The organism is Paraperibacillus esterisolvens (genome assembly GCF_046237625.1).
Lineage (GTDB): Bacteria > Bacillota > Bacilli > Bacillales > DSM-1321 > Paraperibacillus > Paraperibacillus esterisolvens.
Map to the genome: position 1 here is coordinate 1138378 of NZ_CP143545.1, position 16779 is coordinate 1155156.

General features: G+C 44.4%; 21 protein-coding genes. 13 read left to right on the forward strand and 8 right to left on the reverse strand.

Annotated features, from left to right (window positions below):
- Positions 1-100: 100 nt before the first annotated feature.
- Complete coding sequence (locus V1501_RS05790) at positions 101-391, reverse strand: hypothetical protein (RefSeq protein WP_409291882.1); 291 nt, start codon at positions 389-391, stop codon at positions 101-103.
- Between the two features lie 256 nt (positions 392-647).
- Between V1501_RS05790 and V1501_RS05795 the strand changes: the two genes are divergently transcribed.
- On the forward strand, positions 648-1046 hold the full coding sequence (locus tag V1501_RS05795) for a MarR family winged helix-turn-helix transcriptional regulator (protein WP_409291883.1): 399 nt from the start codon (positions 648-650) through the stop codon (positions 1044-1046).
- A complete protein-coding gene (locus V1501_RS05800; protein ID WP_409291884.1) occupies positions 1043-2242 on the forward strand; it encodes an MFS transporter in 1200 nt (399 codons plus the stop codon). Before V1501_RS05795 ends, V1501_RS05800 begins: the two co-directional genes overlap by 4 nt.
- Before the next feature lie 39 nt (positions 2243-2281).
- Here the strand turns inward: V1501_RS05800 and V1501_RS05805 are convergent, their stop codons facing one another.
- Positions 2282-3118 (reverse strand): patatin-like phospholipase family protein, encoded by an 837-nt coding sequence (locus V1501_RS05805; protein WP_409291885.1) that lies wholly within the window; start codon positions 3116-3118, stop codon positions 2282-2284.
- 311 nt (positions 3119-3429) lie between these two features.
- Here V1501_RS05805 and V1501_RS05810 point away from each other — a divergent pair, with 311 nt between their 5' ends.
- The 6 genes from V1501_RS05810 to V1501_RS05835 all read left to right on the forward strand — a co-directional run bounded on the left by V1501_RS05810 (position 3430) and on the right by V1501_RS05835 (position 7734).
- Positions 3430-3897: a general stress protein gene (locus V1501_RS05810; protein WP_409291886.1), complete on the forward strand. Its 468-nt coding sequence runs from the start codon at positions 3430-3432 to the stop codon at positions 3895-3897.
- A 268-nt stretch (positions 3898-4165) separates the two neighbouring features.
- Positions 4166-5029 (forward strand): DUF3231 family protein, encoded by an 864-nt coding sequence (locus tag V1501_RS05815; protein ID WP_409291887.1) that lies wholly within the window; start codon positions 4166-4168, stop codon positions 5027-5029.
- Between the two features lie 154 nt (positions 5030-5183).
- On the forward strand, positions 5184-5579 hold the full coding sequence (locus tag V1501_RS05820; RefSeq protein ID WP_409291888.1) for an NUDIX domain-containing protein: 396 nt from the start codon (positions 5184-5186) through the stop codon (positions 5577-5579).
- A gap of 128 nt (positions 5580-5707) precedes the next feature.
- Entirely contained in the window at positions 5708-6523 is an 816-nt protein-coding gene (locus V1501_RS05825; protein WP_409291889.1) for an aminoglycoside adenylyltransferase domain-containing protein, read from the forward strand.
- A 329-nt stretch (positions 6524-6852) separates the two neighbouring features.
- Positions 6853-7461 carry a LysE family translocator gene (locus tag V1501_RS05830; protein WP_409291890.1) on the forward strand — a complete coding sequence of 203 codons (609 nt, stop codon included), beginning with the start codon at positions 6853-6855 and terminating at the stop codon, positions 7459-7461.
- Positions 7462-7578: 117 nt separating this feature from the next.
- Complete coding sequence (locus tag V1501_RS05835) at positions 7579-7734, forward strand: hypothetical protein (RefSeq protein WP_409291891.1); 156 nt, start codon at positions 7579-7581, stop codon at positions 7732-7734.
- 191 nt (positions 7735-7925) lie between these two features.
- Here V1501_RS05835 and V1501_RS05840 read toward each other — a convergent pair whose 3' ends face one another.
- From V1501_RS05840 to V1501_RS05850, 3 genes are all read right to left on the reverse strand, one after another.
- Positions 7926-8144: a hypothetical protein gene (locus V1501_RS05840; RefSeq protein WP_409291892.1), complete on the reverse strand. Its 219-nt coding sequence runs from the start codon at positions 8142-8144 to the stop codon at positions 7926-7928.
- A gap of 227 nt (positions 8145-8371) precedes the next feature.
- Complete coding sequence (locus tag V1501_RS05845; protein ID WP_409291893.1) at positions 8372-9100, reverse strand: NAD-dependent protein deacylase; 729 nt, start codon at positions 9098-9100, stop codon at positions 8372-8374.
- Between the two features lie 89 nt (positions 9101-9189).
- Positions 9190-10830 carry an FAD-binding dehydrogenase gene (locus tag V1501_RS05850; RefSeq protein ID WP_409291894.1) on the reverse strand — a complete coding sequence of 547 codons (1641 nt, stop codon included), beginning with the start codon at positions 10828-10830 and terminating at the stop codon, positions 9190-9192.
- A 455-nt stretch (positions 10831-11285) separates the two neighbouring features.
- Here V1501_RS05850 and V1501_RS05855 point away from each other — a divergent pair, with 455 nt between their 5' ends.
- The 3 genes from V1501_RS05855 (at position 11286) to V1501_RS05865 (ending at position 13443) form a co-directional block, all read left to right on the forward strand.
- Complete coding sequence (locus tag V1501_RS05855; RefSeq protein WP_409291895.1) at positions 11286-12005, forward strand: YebC/PmpR family DNA-binding transcriptional regulator; 720 nt, start codon at positions 11286-11288, stop codon at positions 12003-12005.
- Between the two features lie 162 nt (positions 12006-12167).
- Positions 12168-13013 (forward strand): STAS domain-containing protein, encoded by an 846-nt coding sequence (locus V1501_RS05860; RefSeq protein ID WP_409291896.1) that lies wholly within the window; start codon positions 12168-12170, stop codon positions 13011-13013.
- Between the two features lie 97 nt (positions 13014-13110).
- On the forward strand, positions 13111-13443 hold the full coding sequence (locus tag V1501_RS05865) for a hypothetical protein (protein ID WP_409291897.1): 333 nt from the start codon (positions 13111-13113) through the stop codon (positions 13441-13443).
- A gap of 63 nt (positions 13444-13506) precedes the next feature.
- Here the strand turns inward: V1501_RS05865 and V1501_RS05870 are convergent, their stop codons facing one another.
- From V1501_RS05870 to V1501_RS05880, 3 genes are all read right to left on the reverse strand, one after another.
- On the reverse strand, positions 13507-13767 hold the full coding sequence (locus V1501_RS05870; protein ID WP_409291898.1) for a DUF2188 domain-containing protein: 261 nt from the start codon (positions 13765-13767) through the stop codon (positions 13507-13509).
- Positions 13768-13856: 89 nt separating this feature from the next.
- Entirely contained in the window at positions 13857-14249 is a 393-nt protein-coding gene (locus V1501_RS05875; RefSeq protein WP_409291899.1) for a group-specific protein, read from the reverse strand.
- 167 nt (positions 14250-14416) lie between these two features.
- A complete protein-coding gene (locus V1501_RS05880) occupies positions 14417-15082 on the reverse strand; it encodes a C40 family peptidase (protein WP_409291900.1) in 666 nt (221 codons plus the stop codon).
- A 558-nt stretch (positions 15083-15640) separates the two neighbouring features.
- Between V1501_RS05880 and V1501_RS05885 the strand changes: the two genes are divergently transcribed.
- Positions 15641-16132: a hypothetical protein gene (locus V1501_RS05885; RefSeq protein WP_409291901.1), complete on the forward strand. Its 492-nt coding sequence runs from the start codon at positions 15641-15643 to the stop codon at positions 16130-16132.
- A 189-nt stretch (positions 16133-16321) separates the two neighbouring features.
- Complete coding sequence (locus tag V1501_RS05890) at positions 16322-16531, forward strand: hypothetical protein (RefSeq protein WP_409291902.1); 210 nt, start codon at positions 16322-16324, stop codon at positions 16529-16531.
- Positions 16532-16779 lie beyond the last annotated feature (248 nt).

Below are 16779 nucleotides of genomic sequence, written 5' to 3' on the forward strand. Positions count from 1 at the left end.
AGGGAGACTGCCATTTTGGCGGTCTTTTTTTATAGCCGAATGATAATGATATTAAAGCAGAAGAATCGGCACTGGTTTCTTTCCTTGCTTTGCTGCAAGGTTACTTGACCCTCTTATAGTGGCTGTGAAACACCTTGAAAAGCCTGTCATCTCCGCCGCGGTCAGGATGAAGTGCTTTCAGCAGTTTCTTGAACTCCCGTTTGATTTCATCAGGAGGGGCATAGCGGTCCAGGCCGAGGAGGTAATTAAAGTTATCTAATTTATCACCTTCGAGGTCATATTCCGCCTTTAACATCTTTTTGAGGCTGCGTACCTTCAGCTGCTCTAGCTGGAGGGCAGCTTTCAATAACTCTAATTCTTCTTCCATCATGTTCTTCTGTTCATTATCCATCGCCATTGATCTCCTAGGTTATTCATTACTCATCTTTTTTATCATAGCATGGTAAAACGTTAAAAACATCACAGTCAAATAACATTTAAGTTACGGGCAATGTAATGAGTTTGCAGTCTTACCGGATGAAACAGTTTCTGGACTGAGAGGATGATATTTGCTATAATCAAATGGTTATCATTGATAATAATTAATGTGGTTAAATAATGGAGGGATTCATATAAAAACATCTCAGGCATTCTTTCACGGGCTCTTGATGCTGTACAGACCATTTGAGAGCCGCTTGAATGAGCTTCTATCATGTCATAAGCTTCAAAGGTCTCAATGGACCGTCTTCTTTTATTTACACACATATGGACCCGCAACCCTTGTCGAGCTGGCCAATTACCAGAGAGTTGAGAAGCCGAATATAACCAGGACAGTACATCGTCTGGAGGAACTCGGCTACATCGTCCAGGTTCCGAGTGCTGATAAACGGGAAAAGAGAATTCAGCTCACAGAAACAGGGCATGGCGTCTACCAGGAGATGAGAGTGATCATCGATAAATTTGAGGTGGAGATTTTGGCAGGGATTCCGGAGAAACAGCAAAAAGAAATGATTGAAGCCATGGCCGAGATACGAAATACATTGATAAAACGGGGGAAAAGGAATTGATTGAACCACAGCCCAGATTATGGTCAAAGGATTTTATTGTTGTATCGTCTGTAAACTTTATATTGACCCTTATTTTTTATTTACTGATGGTAACGATCGCAGTCTTTGCCGTAGAAAGATTTGATGCCTCAACAAGTGAAGCGGGCCTTGTAACCGGAATTTTTATCATCGGTACACTTTTTGGCCGCCTGTTCATTGGCAGGATTATTGATGTTATTGGACGAAAAAGGACTCTCTTCATTGGACTTATATTCTTTACGTTGACCACCCTGCTGTATTTTGCAGATTTTGGGGTCGCTTTTTTGATGCTGAACCGCCTAGTTCATGGATGCGCTCTGGGTATGGCCTCAACAGCAACAGGAACCATAGTGGCTCAGATCATTCCTGCGGCAAGGAAAGGTGAAGGAATTGGTTATTACAGCATGAGTGCCACTCTTGCCACAGCCATTGGCCCGTTTATCGGGCTGTATATGAGCCAGCACACAAGTTTTTCTGTCATTTTTTCCTTTTGTACGGCACTTGGAGTTCTAAGTATTGTCATTGCACTGTTTGTCAAAGTGCCAACCCTTCATGCTAAACCGGGAACACAAAAGGCAAAAGGCTTCAGCCTCTCAAGCTTTGTCGAACCAAAAGCATTGCCGATAGCCGTCATCACACTGGGAGTAGCTTTTTGTTATTCAAGCGTGCTCTCGTTCATCAATTTTTATGCGATGGAAATCAATCTGGTAGAGACGGCAAGCTTTTTCTTCATTGTATATTCGATTGCCGTACTGGCTTCACGTCCGTTTACCGGCAGGATTATGGATGCCAGGGGAGCGAATTTCGTAATGTACCCGGCGTTTATCCTTTTTGCAGCCGGCATGCTCCTTCTCAGCCAAACCGGCTCAAGCTTTGCCTTACTCACAGCAGGCGCCCTGATCGGCCTGGGATTTGGCAATATGCAGTCCACTACCCAGGCGGTGGCCATCAAGGTGACAGAGCCGCACCGGATGGGCCTTGCTACCTCCACTTTCTTTATTTTTCTTGATGCGGGCCTGGGATTTGGCCCTTATATTCTTGGGCTGATCATTCCCCATACAGGCTATCCGCTCCTGTATATGCTGATGTCGGCAGCCATTGCAGCAGGAGGAGTGCTTTACTATTTCCTGCATGGAAGAAAAGAGGCGGCGGAAAACGCTGCCGTCCCATCTCTATAAGAAAAGAACAGCTGCCGGCGGCAGCTGTTTTTCTTTGCATCAGGCATCAGTCAGCTTGCTCTCAATAGCCTCCATGTTTTTCATGGCGGCTTGATAGCCGGCTTCTATACAATGTACGGCCTTCTTGAATTCAAAGCCGCCTACAAAACCTGTCTCTGGCATCAATACATAATCTGCATATTTATTTTCAATTTCCATCTGCAGCTGAAGATTCAAATAAATGATTTTGTGCATGAGCCGGTATGTTCCGCTTCCATGACCCCGGATTTTGGCTATCGGTGTAATCGGGTCAATGGCAATCACTTTTTTTGCACCCAGGGCTCTGCAGACCTGGACAGGGCAGTTGACAGTTACCCCTCCATCTATCAGTGTCTGTCCTTTATGCTCCCAGGGCTTGAATACCAGGGGAATGGCAAAGCTTGCGCGGACAGCATCAGAAATGAGGGCGTCTGTATCATAATCAAAATCTGGGATATGGGATTGTGTGAAAACGAAGGGCTGTCCTTTCTCTAAATCTGTCGCCACAATACCGCACGGAAGCTTCATGGATGAGAGCGGTGCTTCATCTGTCAGCCTGCCGACGAGGTTACGCAGCCGGTTTCCCTTCAGCCAGCCATTTATATGGGGCTTCAGGAACAGAGCCCTAAGCATAACCGCTTTGTAATCGACATCAAGATACCGCCTGCTCAAGGCCGGGACGATTTCTTCCAAATCCTGCGCCTCATATCCATAAGCATACAGGGCGGCTGCAATTGCGCCGGAGCTTGTTCCTGTTACATGTGTCACTTTAATGCCGCACTCCTTGAATGCCCGCAGCACACCTACGGCTGCACACCCAGGAATGCCTCCGCCGGCAAACGCCAATCCTGTTTCCATGGAGGTCCCTCCCTTAGATGATTCTTAGACTTGCAATATGTATGTTACTTCTCAGCTTTCCGATCTAATACTATTACCCATAATTTCATTAGGTAAGTCCGTTGAATCTATAGGTGGAAAACTTCCCTCCTGCATCTGCGGCAATAGACCGGAGGCTTAAATGTGCTTCCCGGATTTTCTGGCACCAACAGAGTCAGGCTTTTAATAGGAAAACTGCAAAGGCTCTTTCTGCCTGACAGTCTTTTATTGATTAAATGAGATCAGAACAGGGTATTAATTAATAAAACAGCATGATAAAGGAGATAGTCATTATGATCAAAAAAGTGATTGGCGTATACGATACCCAGGAAGAAGCCAAGGCAGCTGTCGATGATTTGAAGAAGCAGGGATACAGCCAGAATGAAATCTCGATTGTGGCAAAGGACATTGAAGGTCTGGGACCTGAAGCCAACCAGGTAAAAGCAGGGGACAAGGATGGAGTCGTGGCGGGGGCCGCAACAGGGGGCGCAGTCGGGCTTGCAGGGTTATTCCTTGGATTAAGCTATTTAGCCATACCGGGAATCGGGCCGATCCTGGCAGCCGGCCCCATCATAACCATTCTGGGAGGCGCAGTGGCCGGGATGTCCACAGGGGCAAGCGGACTCACAAAGGCTCTTGATGCAGTGGGCCTGAATGAAGAGCAGGTGCGTCAATATGTAGAGGACATAAAGAATGGAAAGATCATTGTAGCTGTGACCGATCCCACAAAAGATATACATGACGAAAAGCCTGAACTCTAGAATATGGCTGAAAGTCTGAAAGACATAGAAGTTCCCAAGTGCTGGGGGCTTTTTTATTTTGCCAGGGTTCATAAATATGATTGTAACGGAAATGATAAGCAGAAAAAGAAACGGGCAGGTGGATAATGGAACATACAAATATCCATTTAACATCAGGGGAATTATCACAGCTTTGGTCCGCTTATATGAATGACAGTGCATTATTGTGCATGTTGAATCAATTTCTGGCCAGAGTGGATGATCCAGAAGTGAAAGATCTATTGCTCTATTGCTCTATGCAAAAAAAATATCTGAAGAACATATTACCTTCATCCAGGCAGTTTATAAAAAGGAAAATCATGCAATTCCATATGCTTTCAAAGAAGAAGATGCAGACCTTGATTCCCCACGGCTGTTCACTGACATTTTTTATTTGAATTTTACAAGCCAAATGTCCAATATAGCGCTGGTTGGTTATAGTCTGAGTTTGAATCTGGCAGTTCGAAAAGATATTTTTCTTTTCTATAAAAAATGCATATCTGACGCCATGGAAATTCAGGAACGCTCAAAGAGTTTACAGCTAGCTAAAGGTGTTTATCAGAGGGCGCCATATATCCCGGTTCCCCAAAAAATAGACTTTGTTGCGAGGAAGAGTTTTCTGAAAGGGCTGAAGAAAAAAAGGCCGATGACATCCTTGGAGATTGCCCATCTATACTTGAATTTCCAGCGTAATAATCTGGGGGAAGCGGCCCTGCTGGGGTTTGCACAGGTTGCCAGGTCGAAAGACGTCAAGGCCTACTTCCGGAGGGGTGTTGAAATATCCCGGAAACATAAAGAGATCTTTCGTGACTCCCTTCAAGAAGGCGGCATGCCGGTTTCAGAGTCCTGGGGGCAGGAACCGGAACAGTCAACCGAATTTACTTTTTCTGATAAATTGACTCTGTTCTTTACGACTGCTCTTACAGCGCTGAGTATCGGCTTTTACAGTCAGTCATCAGCCATGAGTCCGAGGCTGGATCTTAGTATTGATTATGCCCGGCTTCTTGCAGAAATTTCCCTGTTTGCGGAGGACGGCGCAAATATCATGATAAAAAATGAATGGCTTGAACAGCCTCCCACTGCCACGGATCGAGAAGGGCTGCTGGAAGACTGAGAATAGTCCCTCATCCAGAAATGGAAGGAGGTTTTTTATGCGGAAAAAAGGATTTAAAGAAATTATATTGAAATGTTAATGTTGTCGTTATTTCTGCATTTATTGATAAAAGAAACTTAATGTACGCTGATGCATTAAAATAGGAGGGAACTTCATGAGGAAAAGAAGTGCGGCCGTCATTCTCCATAATAGCAGAGCGGTGCTGATTAGAAGGAAGAGAGAAAATGAAGTATACTACGTGTTTCCCGGAGGCGGGATCGAGGCAGGAGAAAGCGCGGAAGAAGCAGCCATCAGGGAATGCATGGAGGAAATCGGCGTTTCTATCAATATCAAAGATTTCTTTATGAGCTTGGAGTTTAAGGGAACACAGCATTATTATCTTGCAGAAATCAATAATGGTGAAATAATCTCAGGCGAGGGAAAGGAATATACCGATCCGGAAAGAGATAGAGGAACATATCAGCCCCTCTGGGTAAGCATTGGCGATTTTCCAAGACTGGATATACGGCCATGGTCTGTAGCAGAAAAAGTAATAGATATGACTCAGTGAATTACACATGGGCAGGGTATTTCCTGGCAGAAAGACCTTCCGGCTGGTTTTTAATAGAGAGATAGTCTGTAGAAAAAAGAAAAATGAGAGGCAATTCTGTATGTAAAATATATCATAGGAGATTTTGGATGGTACATATACCGATTCCTGCCCGGCAGGTAATAGAGGAATTTACGGAATTGATGGAGAGAAGGCTTCCGCTTGTATTAAATGGACTGTATCTTCATGGTTCAATTGCACTTGGTGCATTCGGGCCCGGCAGCGATATTGATTTTCTGGCATTGACGAGCCGTTCCCTGGATTCTGGTGAGGTTGAAGTGTTAAGGGGTATACACAGAATTCTGGCAGAAAATCATGATTGTGAACTGGATGGAAGTTATATACTGCAGAGGGATATAAGCGGCATTCCTAAGGAGGGCCAAACCTTCACCTATCAATCAGGAGCGCTCGTTCCCGGCCATGCATACAACCCGGTCACCAAACTCATCTTAAACTCCAATGGCATCACGATAACTGGTATCCCGTGGAAGGATCTAGAGGTTCACCTGGACCCAGGAGAGACAGCTGCCTATGTAATGGACAATATGAACAGTTACTGGGGACCAAGGGTCATGGATATGAAAAAACATTTTGAGGATATTGGGCAGCTGCCCCTTGCTGTTATAAATGAAGAGATTGATTGGTCGGTCCTGGGAGTGCTTAGACAGTTTTACACACTTAAGGAAAATAAAATTATCTCTAAAATAGGGGCAGGGGAATATGGGCTAAATTCCCTGCCGGTGGAGTGGCATCCCATCATCCGCTCCGCCATTGAAATCCGCCGCGGGCTGCCGGGTAGTCTGAATCGGCCGGCCCGGGACGAAATTGACCAGGCCATCCAGTTCTTGCATTACTTAATTGATTATTGCAATACTGCATTTAAATTTGCGAGGGAAAGTAAATGAATGTGGGACTGCTGCGCCATTTTAAGATGATCCGAGGTAAGAGCAGATGTACTCATAGTGGGGCATGGAGGGAGTCATGATGTTCATGCTGAAAGCCCTGGTCAAAAGGCGCTTTACAGGACCTAAATTCAGGATACCGGAAGATGGAAAAATATATATCTATGAAAATCAATGATGAGACTGCCGCAGGCAGTTTTTTTTTGTTGTGTTTTCTGAATGTTGAAGGAGGCCTGAAGAAGTGCTTAAATTTAGCATTTTTAAATCATTTAACTACCCGGTGAATTAAGATATATTAGTATAATGAAAATGAAAAGAATTGGAGAGACAGCATGTTATTCTTAAAAGCCCTCATTCTCGGTTTTTCCGTATCAGCCCCGCTTGGGCCAATTGGTTTATTATGTATTCAGCGTACATTGGATTTAGGCAGGAAGGCTGGATTTGCCACCGGATTCGGGGCGGCTGCGGCTAATCTGCTGTATGCGGGAGCAGCTGTTCTGGGTTTCTCAACTATATCTTCCTTCCTGATAAAATATGAAATGTATTTGAGTATTATGGGTTCCATATTTTTAATTTATATCGGGATAAGAGCCTTTATGAAAGAAGAACCAGCTTCAGGAGCGGTTCTAAAAGGCAGGACTCCATATCAAATGTTTGCAGCCACACTTCTACTTATGCTGACAAATCCTTCAACGATTCTTAATTTCGCTGTGATGTTCACCGGAATTGGTGCTGCCGGGGAAGCAGGGGCGTCTGCCCATGGTGCAGCTCTCTTAACTGGGGTTTTTTTGGGAGCATCCACCTGGTGGGCTTTACTGGTTATCATAATCAGCAAATTCCGCAGCAAATTTTCAGGCCATCTTCCGTTAATTAACAAAGCAGCAGGTCTGATGATCATTCTCCTTGCCTGCATAACATTAGCCGATCTATGGCATGGGTAAAGCACGTAATATCTAATTAATAGAATTTCCTTAACAAATGGTGTCTACATATGTATAATATGGGTATAAAGTAGTAGTCGGATGAGACGTGACAGCCTGAACAGATAGGGGTGCCTTATGAAAAATAATGCTGAATGCCTGGTCTTTCTGCAGGAGCTTGACCGCCTGCTTGATGAATATAGAAGATGCAGACTCCCTCATATAAAGAAAGCCATCCTGGCTGATATCCAGCTTATCAGCAGTGCTATCGGATACTCAAAGCAGCAGGTGTAAGGATCATAATAATAATATAGAAAAAAAGAGACAAGATCACAAAACTTGTCTTCAATAAAACAGCGAATGGTTCTTATATCATTGTTCTATGCTTCACTAGATGCAGAATGATCAGTGAAGAAGGCGCATTTAACGGGGAATGTCGGAATGCATTCCCATGTTCCCTCCATCTTATATTGTTATCCCTCGGCTCACAGAACTTCCCGGGGATTTCCATTACAACTAGGACCATACATCACCGGAATAATCAATAATAGGGAAAATGTATCCCGTACAGGGTGGCTTATGTCATCCTTATATTTATTCTTCATATATTCATGGGCAGCCTTCAGCCGTTTCTTTTCCTGTTCACTTTTGGCTTTCATGATGTCCTTCGTATCATAGGCAAGTTTTTTCTTCCTTCTGTGCATAAGGAGCTTCTTTTTCGGCTTCCTTCCACTGGAACCATTCCTCCTGCAGGGCTCCATATTGCTTTCTCACATACTTCTTCAATTCTCTTTCAGAATTCACATATGTAAATTCGCCATTTCCGGCATCTGCAATTTTTTTGAGCAGTTTCTGACCTTCATTTGCCTGCATAAAAGCCGAATTGATAAGGATACCATGGGAGACCTGAGTCAAAAAAAGAAGCCCGTTATCAAAAGGCTTCTCTGATTTGTTGTACTGTTTCTCCAATTCCTGCATGAATTTTAATATCAAATAGATCATCGGATTGTGTTCTTTCCTTGTTGATGATTGCCATGGGGATTCCGGCTGTGTGGGCGATGGCAGGAAGGAAATTAACTGGCCCAACCTCAAGTGAAGAACCCATAACAAGGAATAAATCGGCAGTCTCCGCCGCCACTGCCGCCTGGTCCCAATGATGGATGGGATCTCCGAATAAAACGACGTCCGGCTTCAATATTGTCCCGCAGATGGAGCAGCGGGGAACTGCCTGTTCATTGATATAATTTAAATCATATTTTGCACTGCATGAAAGACAGGATGCAGTCTTCAGGGTGCCGTGCACCTCGAGTATCCTGCTTGTACCTGACTTCTCATGGAGGCCGTCGATATTCTGAGTGATAACCACTACGTTTTTGCCCATATCCTGAAGAAAGGTAATAAACTCGTGCCCCCGGTTCGGTTCATATGAATCAAGAAGCTTCATGGCGAAAATTTCTTTATAGTTTTTCCAAAAACCAGCTGGATTGTTTTTATAGTATGAGCGGGAGATCAGGCTTTCAAAACTTTGATTATTCGTCCATAGTCCTTTTGAGCTGCGGAAATCGGGCAGGTTTGACTCTGTACTGATGCCTGCACCAGTCAGGAAGGTTATGCTTTCTGCCTGTCGGATCAATTCAGTTAATTTTTCAATATCATTCATGGACAGCCCCTCCTTATGGTCGTGTTATCTTGCATTATAATGCAGGAAAGGGTCCGCTGCAATGAGCCGGGCCCTTACACGCCATGCTGTTAAAGCAGCGATCGGGCGGCCTGTCTGCCGCTGAATAAACAGCCGCCAAGGAAAGTGCCTTCCAGGGACCGGTAGCCATGGATGCCCCCGCCTCCAAACCCGGCAGCCTCCCCGGCTGCATAAAGACCGGGGATGGCATTGCCAAATGGATCCAGAACTCGTCCGGACAAGTCGGTCTGAAGTCCGCCCAAAGTCTTTCTGCTGACTATGCGGAGGCGCACAGCAATCAAGGGACCCATTGCCGGATCAAGAATCTTATGGGGAGAAGCGACACGTATGAGCCTGTCCCCAAGATAATTCCGCGCACCCCGGAGTGCTGTGATTTGAAGGTCCTTCGAGAAGGAATTGTCCATTTCCCGGTCGCGGGCGAGGAGTTGTCTTTCTATTTCATCTTTAACAAGAAGTGAGTTTCCTGCCAGTTTGTTCATCCCGGCAACCAGTTCTGTAAGAGAGGAGGCAATGACAAAGTCTTCCCCTTTATCCATAAAGGCTTTAACAGGTGCAGAAGGCCCTGGGAGTACACGGGAGAGTACCTTCTTAATGCTCTTGCCTGTCAAGTCGGGATTTTGTTCAGAGCCGGACAGGGCAAACTCTTTTTCGATAATCTTCTGTGTCAGTATAAACCAGGAATAATCATAAGAAGTCGACTGAATGGCCTCCAGCGTACCAAGTGTATCAAAGCCAGGGAAGTTAGGGGCTGGGAACCGTTTTCCTTCTGCATCCAGCCAGATGGAGGAAGGGCCGGGCAGAATCCGGATGCCGTGGTTCGGCCAGACAGGGTCCCAATTCTTTATACCTTCTGTATAGTGCCACATCCGGTCCTTATTGACGATTCTGCCGCCTGCCCGTTCGGTTATTTCGAGCATTCTTCCGTCCACATGCTTAGGAACACCTGATATCATCGTTTTTGGAGGGGAACCAAGCCTTTCCGGCCAGTTTTTCCTGATAAGTTTATGATTCCCGCCGATGCCTCCGCTTGTGATGATGACCGCTTCCCCAAAATATTCAAAGGAACCTGCGGCTTTACGCGAGCTTTCGACCCCGCGTTCTGCATCGCTCTCTACAAGGATAGTTCCCCGTATACCCACGGCGGCACCGTTATCCATAATGATCTCATCCACCTGGTGGCGGGGCAGATAGACGGTATGGCCGGCTCTTATTCCATTCCGGACTCTGAGTTCAAAGGGTTTTACGATTCCGGGCCCGGTTCCCCAGACAATATGGAAGCGGGGGACAGAATTGCCGTGGCCTTCCGCTGTATAGCCTCCCCGTTCCGCCCAGCCCACTACAGGGAAAAAACGGATGCCCTGCTTATACAGCCATTCCCGTTTTTCGCCTGCCGCAAATTCTACATAAGCTTCAGCCCACTTTTTCCCCCAGTGATCTTCATCCTCCCGGTCAAAGCCGGCTGAACCCATCCAGTCCTGCAATGCAAGCTCATAGGAGTCTTTTATCCCCATCCTTCTCTGTTCTGGTGAATTCACCAGGAAAAGTCCCCCGAATGACCACCAGGCCTGGCCGCCAAGGGAAGCTTCCGGTTCCTGATCAACCAGCAGTACACTTTTGCCCGCATCAGCCAGTTCAGCGGAAGCGGTCAGGCCGGCAAGCCCGGCACCTACAATAATCGCATCATATTTCATAAACATCTTCCCCTGTCTTCTATTATATTTGTCTAATGCTTTCTGCCTGACCCGGAAGGACCGCTCGGAATATTCAGACATCAACAGCTTTTATAATAACTATAAGCCGGGGCAGACTGGCCGTCATCCTTTTTCTGTAGAAGAGGGGCGGAGCTGCATGTATAATAAGGCTTCCTCCATCCTTGTATGTCTATCATTTATCTTGCCGGCATACCTGCCTGCGCCTTACTCCGCTCCAACGCACCGCCGCATTATTGTGATTGTTACTGCTCTCGTCTAATTCCTTTCCAAGATTGGTGAGGGAGCGGGGAGTGGAAAACTCATGTTTGCTTTTTGTTTATATAAGGCGGAAAAGGGGCTTTTTATTTAGGATGGGACCCTGAAATGAGGTATAATGGAAATAAAGTGCTGTTATTATCCATACAGCAACAAGTAATGAAAGAGAGTGAAACCATATGGGCCGCAAATGGAATAACATAAAAGAAAAGAAAGCATCAAAGGATGCCAATACAAGCAGAATATATGCAAAGTTCGGACGCGAGATATATGTGGCGGCTAAGCAGGGAGAGCCGAATCCCGAATCAAACCAGGCCCTCCGGATGGTATTGGAGCGCGCGAAGACCTACAGCGTTCCCAAGGCAATCATTGACAGGGCGATAGAAAAAGCAAAGGGCGGATCGGAGGAAAGTTATGACGAGCTCCGTTATGAAGGCTTTGGGCCGAGCGGCTCCATGGTCATTGTCGATGCGCTGACTAACAATGTAAACAGGACCGCGTCAGATGTAAGGGCAGCCTTCGGCAAGAACGGCGGCAATATGGGCGTAAGCGGGTCGGTTTCTTATATGTTCGATGCTGTGGCAGTGATTGGGGTTGAAGGGAAGAATTCTGAGGAAGTTCTCGAACTGCTCATGGAAGCAGACCTGGATGTCCGGGATATCCTTGAAGAAGAAGAGCAGATCATCGTCTATGCAGAACCGGATCAGCTTCATGCTGTCCAGGAGGCATTCCGGTCGGCAGGTGTAACAGAGTTCACCGTGGCAGAGCAGACTATGCTTGCACAGAATGATATTACACTTCCGGAGGATGCTCAGGCACTGTTTGAAAAGATGGTGGATGCCTTGATGGACCTTGAAGATGTACAGCAGGTTTACCACAATGTAGATCTGGGGGAATGATTTCTCCAGGACCTTTCTGCGGATGCAGGAGGGTCTTTTTTATTTTGCTTCACTTTACCCGGGGGGAGATGACTACAACGGCCCTAAAATCGACATGCTACTATAAATGAGTTAAACTGACAGTAGAGCTATGTCGATTTACATATGTTGGGAGAGGCAATAATGCACCGAAACAAGGAATTATACAATTTTATGCTTGATAATACATGGAAACTGACAGAACAATGGTATGAAAGCCTGGATAAAACCGATTCAAAAGGAGTATATTCTTCTAAGGATCCAGAAGTCATCGAAACAGTCAAAAAGCAAAACTATGAATTTCACCTTAATTTCTGTAAAATATTCATCCTCGAAGAATCAGTCTTTATTAATGAACTGGAAACCTGGATTCTTAAAATTGCCGAGGATGAAGAGCATCTTAGGACACCGATTCACTATATTTTGAGGGAATTTTTCAGGACTGAGGAACAGTATTTGGATTTGATTGATGATTTCATTGAAAAAAACGAAAACACATATACCAGGAAGGACTTCCATGCCTGGTACCGGATAATAATCAATGCTTTCAGCAGGATCCTCGTTTGGTTTACACAGGAAAATTATAATCATTCCCAGAGAAGGCTGCAGGGTCAGCAGGAATTGATCATGGAACTCAGTTCACCTGTCATCAGCCTGAACCAGGAGGTGGCACTGCTCCCTCTCGTCGGGGATATTGATACAGTCCGTGCGAAGTTCATTCTTGAAAATACTCTTGAGCACTGTTCCCGCCTTGGGGTCAACAACCTGCTGCTTGATCTGTCCGGAGTTGTGATGGTTGATACGATGGTGGCCCATCAGCTGTTTCAGCTGATTGAAGCGCTGAGTTTGATCGGTGTAAAGACTACACTCTCCGGGCTTCGTCCGGAAATAGCACAGACAGCTGTCCAGCTCGGACTGTCATTTGATAAGATATCGATAAAATCTACACTTTCAAATGCCCTCAATTCATCAGCCATCAGATTGCAATAAGGCTGTAAAGTGAATTCCTTTGCAGACTGCCATCCTGGCTGCATCACAAGGGAAAATGCGTGCAGTTTAGAACAGGATGATTTAGGGAGAAGTGCGCATGATTATTAATTTGAAGGATGGGGAGTTTTTATCGGCATGTAAGAGTAAAACACCTCTTGAGATGGTATGGGAGCTGACGAACGGGAATGTCCGCGGTCTTGAAATGCTGGCTTTGAGAGCGCTGCGGCAGCGTCAGAAGCTCCCGGCTCCTGTTGTAAATATCCTGATTGCCTACTTTTATCAGACTTACGCCGGAGTGGTCTATGACCGAAATGATTTAGCCCGGCTGTATGACCATTGGTCTTCCATGCAGGTCCGTACAGTGGAGGAAGCCTTGTGGATGGCTGATGAAGATATCACTAAATTAATGGGACAAATTAAAGGCAGCTAGCTTTGCTGTATTCAGCGGGCTATATCTAAGAACACGGCGCCGTTAATTAACGGCGCCGTGTTCTCATTCTTCAAAATTAATCTGATCTTCAATCCGGCCATGTTCATTATGGATGATAGCCATAGTGCCGGCTTCTTCAGCCAGGCGCTTTGCTTCCTCAACCGCATCGGACTTGGAACCAGTTGTCAATTCTGGCTCGTCTTTTCCTTCGGTTTTTACAGCCCATCCTTTTTCATCGTGGGGTACGACGTGAAATCTTGCCTCGTCTGTACCGGCCCTATCCTTAAAATATTCATCGCGTTCTTCTTTATTTTTTTCTGCCATTTTGGTAACCTCCTTAAAATGGATGTCTTAGATTTTACCCATTTAGGAAGAAGGAGAAACTTAGGCTGTATTTGATCTAAAACTGAAGCCTAAGCTGACTCATTTTTTATATGCTGAATAAAATCAGCAAAGGAACCCCTAAATCTCTGCACCTCTGACAAATGATAAAAAGTACTGGAGTTTTCTGGAGAAAAACTGGCATCATCCGGTGGTGAATAAAGCCAGATTTGTTTTCCCTGTCCAATGGCCATGCCGAGTTCGATATGACTTCCCTTGCCACCAGGCAATATCAGGATGAATACGTCTGACTCCCATACTGCCTGTTTTTCTTCCTCACCGATCCTTTTCAGCTCTGAAAACGAAGCTGCACGGGAATTTTTCGTCCAGTCGTAGGTGTGAATGTGGTTCTCTGCCCGGAGCTCCCCTGCAAGCTTCCTTACCAGGCCAATATTTTTAAAACTTGAGGCTATGTAAAATTTCATCGATTTCTCCCTCTTAACATCCGATTAAAATATAAGTTCTTTTCTACAGGCGGCTTAGCTTCTGTCACGGCAGGTGCTTTCAGTCAGCAAATCATCCTTAATAAGTTAATGCTTTTTCAATTATCTGCAAAATAAAAGACCAATGGCAGCTGCCATTGGTCTTGGAATTAGATGCGTTTGGCACCAATAAATTTAGGTTTCCAGTAAGAATTGCTTGTCTTAGAATAAGATACACCATATGAAGACTGGGCATGAAGCATATTGCCGCCTCCTACATATATGGATACGTGAGTAGGTCTTGACGCTTTATTTGGTGCGAAGAACATCAAGTCGCCTGTCGAAGGGCTGTTGACCCTGGTTCCTTTGTTGTACATTTCAGCCGCAGTGCGGGGAAGTACTTTGCCTGCTTTCCCAAATGAATATTTAATAAGGCCTGAGCAGTCAAAACCGCTTGGTGTCATTCCGCCCCAGCGATAGGGAGTTCCCAGTTCGCTTTTGGCAACAGAAATTGCCTTTGCCCGGTAATTGGCGGATGGAGCAGGAGTCTTCTTGGATACTAGATATTTTGAACTGGCATACCCAGTTTTGCCGGCAGCTTTTACTTTAGCCCAGCCGCGTGATTCTGAATAGACAGTGACAGCTGTGTTCTTTTTTAATTTAGCGATAACAGTGGCATTAGGTTTAGTTGAAGGACTTTTACGGACATTTAAGGTTCCGGAGCTGACATTGACATATTTAGTTGTGACCTTTGTGCTAGCGGAAGCTTCACCAGCTAAAGGTGTAACACTTCCTATCATCAGAGCGAGAGACAAAAATGCGATTAATTTCTTCAATTTAGTATTTTACCCCCTGGTGCGATTTGCTAAACCTATTATAAACAAAATTTCATAACGAAAACATCACAGCAATATTACGGTTGTGTTACAAATAATAGGAAAGACTGACAATATTTTATTTCATTCGATCTTTAGTCCCGGCGGATAAGGAGTAGTTTCGCATACTTAGAATGATTTAATTTCGTAAAAATGTCATAGTTTTGTATTAGGAGATTTCCGCTGGAAGCCATACACCCGGTTTTGGATACGAGGCCCCTGGTACTGTCTCTGTTAATTTGCGGCATAGTCAGCGGACAGCTCTCGTTTTATGCTGGAGAGATAGACAGCTATAATAATAGGGCGGTCCGGCATCCATGCTGTTTATGGCTTTATTACCTATTTCTTACTCGATAGTATGACTATAGTTTTTAGATTTCTTTAATGTTATAGAAAATTTAAAAGATTAGTTACAATAATTTTTTTAAAATGTTATTATCAAGAAAATAATGATAGTTATATATTTTATATATGAAAATATGAATAAGCGAAAAAAATCCTTAAAAAGGGGAAGAGTTTATGTTCAATGAAAGAGATGCATTAAGGCTTCGGCTTGCCCAATTAATGGAGACAGAGGAAAGGATCATGAAAGAAATCCGCGAGGAGCGCAGAGAAATATTGAATAGGCTGAGGGAGCTTGACTCTATGGACAGCGGGAAGGAGATCACTTCCCACCGGGATCAGCCGCAAAGGAAATACTCGCTTGAAGAATATGCGTTACGAAAAGCCGGAGATGAAGGGAAAAAGAATGTGCTGGAAACAGATTCAAAGTCGTATGAAGAGGAAATTCCCAAAGGCTATCATAAAAAAACACTCATATTAAGAGATGCTACCTTAAATATCCTCAAAAAACATACCACAGCAGTCCCCCTGATGCAGATAAAGAAGGAAATAGAATCAGCAACGGGCGTTTCTATTAAAAATATTTCTTTATTTATGACGAATTTGGCTAAAAAAGAGAAGAATTTGAAAAAAGCAACACACGGACAATACATGTATGTTGAAAGATGAGGAAAACTTGAGAAAATTTGATTGATATTCATCTTTTTTTCACTTTTTATTGTCTGTTTTAATGAAAGTTTTCTTAAAAATTGAAAACTTTTTCAGCATGTTCATTATTTTAAATAAATTGACGAAAAAGGGTGCAATTTGATTTATGCTATCCTAAACCTATATTACATATAAGGCATGGGTGAGGATATGATATTCAATGAAAGAGCGGCCCTGAAAGAAAGACTCGAACAGCTTGGATTTTATGAAAAGAAGATTGTCGAAGAAATACATAGTGAAAGAAGAGAACTCCTTCAGAGAATCAAGGAGCTGGATCAGGAAGAGTTAACTGTTATCAGGAAACAAAAGCTGACAGCCGGTCATACATACTCAAGGCTTGTCTATGTTAAAAAAATATGACTTTCTCCAGGTTACTGAATGAAAACGGCGGCACTCCTGTGCCGCCGTTTTTCCTGTGGAAAAGGGAGAGCTGAATGTATTATAGGCTTCCTGCAGCCAGGTAACATCATTTATATTACTGGCATTCCTGCTGCACCCGGCTTATTGTGTTTGTTCCTGCTCTTCTCAAGCTTTATTTCATGCGTGGTTTGCAAGTAGAAAACCCATGATTTTTTCTTCTATTAATATTGAATTTTAATTTCAATATT

Excerpts from the sequence above, each read along its gene's own strand:
- V1501_RS05830 (WP_409291890.1), top strand. The coding sequence starts at position 6,853 with ATGTTATTCTTAAAAGCCCTCATTCTCGGTTTTTCCGTATCAGCCCCG.
- V1501_RS05890 (WP_409291902.1), top strand. The coding sequence starts at position 16,322 with ATGATATTCAATGAAAGAGCGGCCCTGAAAGAAAGACTCGAACAGCTT.
- V1501_RS05845 (WP_409291893.1), bottom strand. The coding sequence starts at position 9,100 with ATGAATGATATTGAAAAATTAACTGAATTGATCCGACAGGCAGAAAGC.
- V1501_RS05835 (WP_409291891.1), top strand. The coding sequence starts at position 7,579 with ATGAAAAATAATGCTGAATGCCTGGTCTTTCTGCAGGAGCTTGACCGC.
- V1501_RS05795 (WP_409291883.1), top strand. The coding sequence starts at position 648 with ATGCTGTACAGACCATTTGAGAGCCGCTTGAATGAGCTTCTATCATGT.
- V1501_RS05820 (WP_409291888.1), top strand. The coding sequence starts at position 5,184 with ATGAGGAAAAGAAGTGCGGCCGTCATTCTCCATAATAGCAGAGCGGTG.
- V1501_RS05790 (WP_409291882.1), bottom strand. The coding sequence starts at position 391 with ATGGATAATGAACAGAAGAACATGATGGAAGAAGAATTAGAGTTATTG.
- V1501_RS05810 (WP_409291886.1), top strand. The coding sequence starts at position 3,430 with ATGATCAAAAAAGTGATTGGCGTATACGATACCCAGGAAGAAGCCAAG.
- V1501_RS05850 (WP_409291894.1), bottom strand. The coding sequence starts at position 10,830 with ATGAAATATGATGCGATTATTGTAGGTGCCGGGCTTGCCGGCCTGACC.
- V1501_RS05865 (WP_409291897.1), top strand. The coding sequence starts at position 13,111 with ATGATTATTAATTTGAAGGATGGGGAGTTTTTATCGGCATGTAAGAGT.
- V1501_RS05860 (WP_409291896.1), top strand. The coding sequence starts at position 12,168 with ATGCACCGAAACAAGGAATTATACAATTTTATGCTTGATAATACATGG.
- V1501_RS05840 (WP_409291892.1), bottom strand. The coding sequence starts at position 8,144 with ATGCACAGAAGGAAGAAAAAACTTGCCTATGATACGAAGGACATCATG.
- V1501_RS05855 (WP_409291895.1), top strand. The coding sequence starts at position 11,286 with ATGGGCCGCAAATGGAATAACATAAAAGAAAAGAAAGCATCAAAGGAT.
- V1501_RS05805 (WP_409291885.1), bottom strand. The coding sequence starts at position 3,118 with ATGGAAACAGGATTGGCGTTTGCCGGCGGAGGCATTCCTGGGTGTGCA.
- V1501_RS05885 (WP_409291901.1), top strand. The coding sequence starts at position 15,641 with ATGTTCAATGAAAGAGATGCATTAAGGCTTCGGCTTGCCCAATTAATG.
- V1501_RS05875 (WP_409291899.1), bottom strand. The coding sequence starts at position 14,249 with ATGAAATTTTACATAGCCTCAAGTTTTAAAAATATTGGCCTGGTAAGG.
- V1501_RS05825 (WP_409291889.1), top strand. The coding sequence starts at position 5,708 with ATGGTACATATACCGATTCCTGCCCGGCAGGTAATAGAGGAATTTACG.
- V1501_RS05870 (WP_409291898.1), bottom strand. The coding sequence starts at position 13,767 with ATGGCAGAAAAAAATAAAGAAGAACGCGATGAATATTTTAAGGATAGG.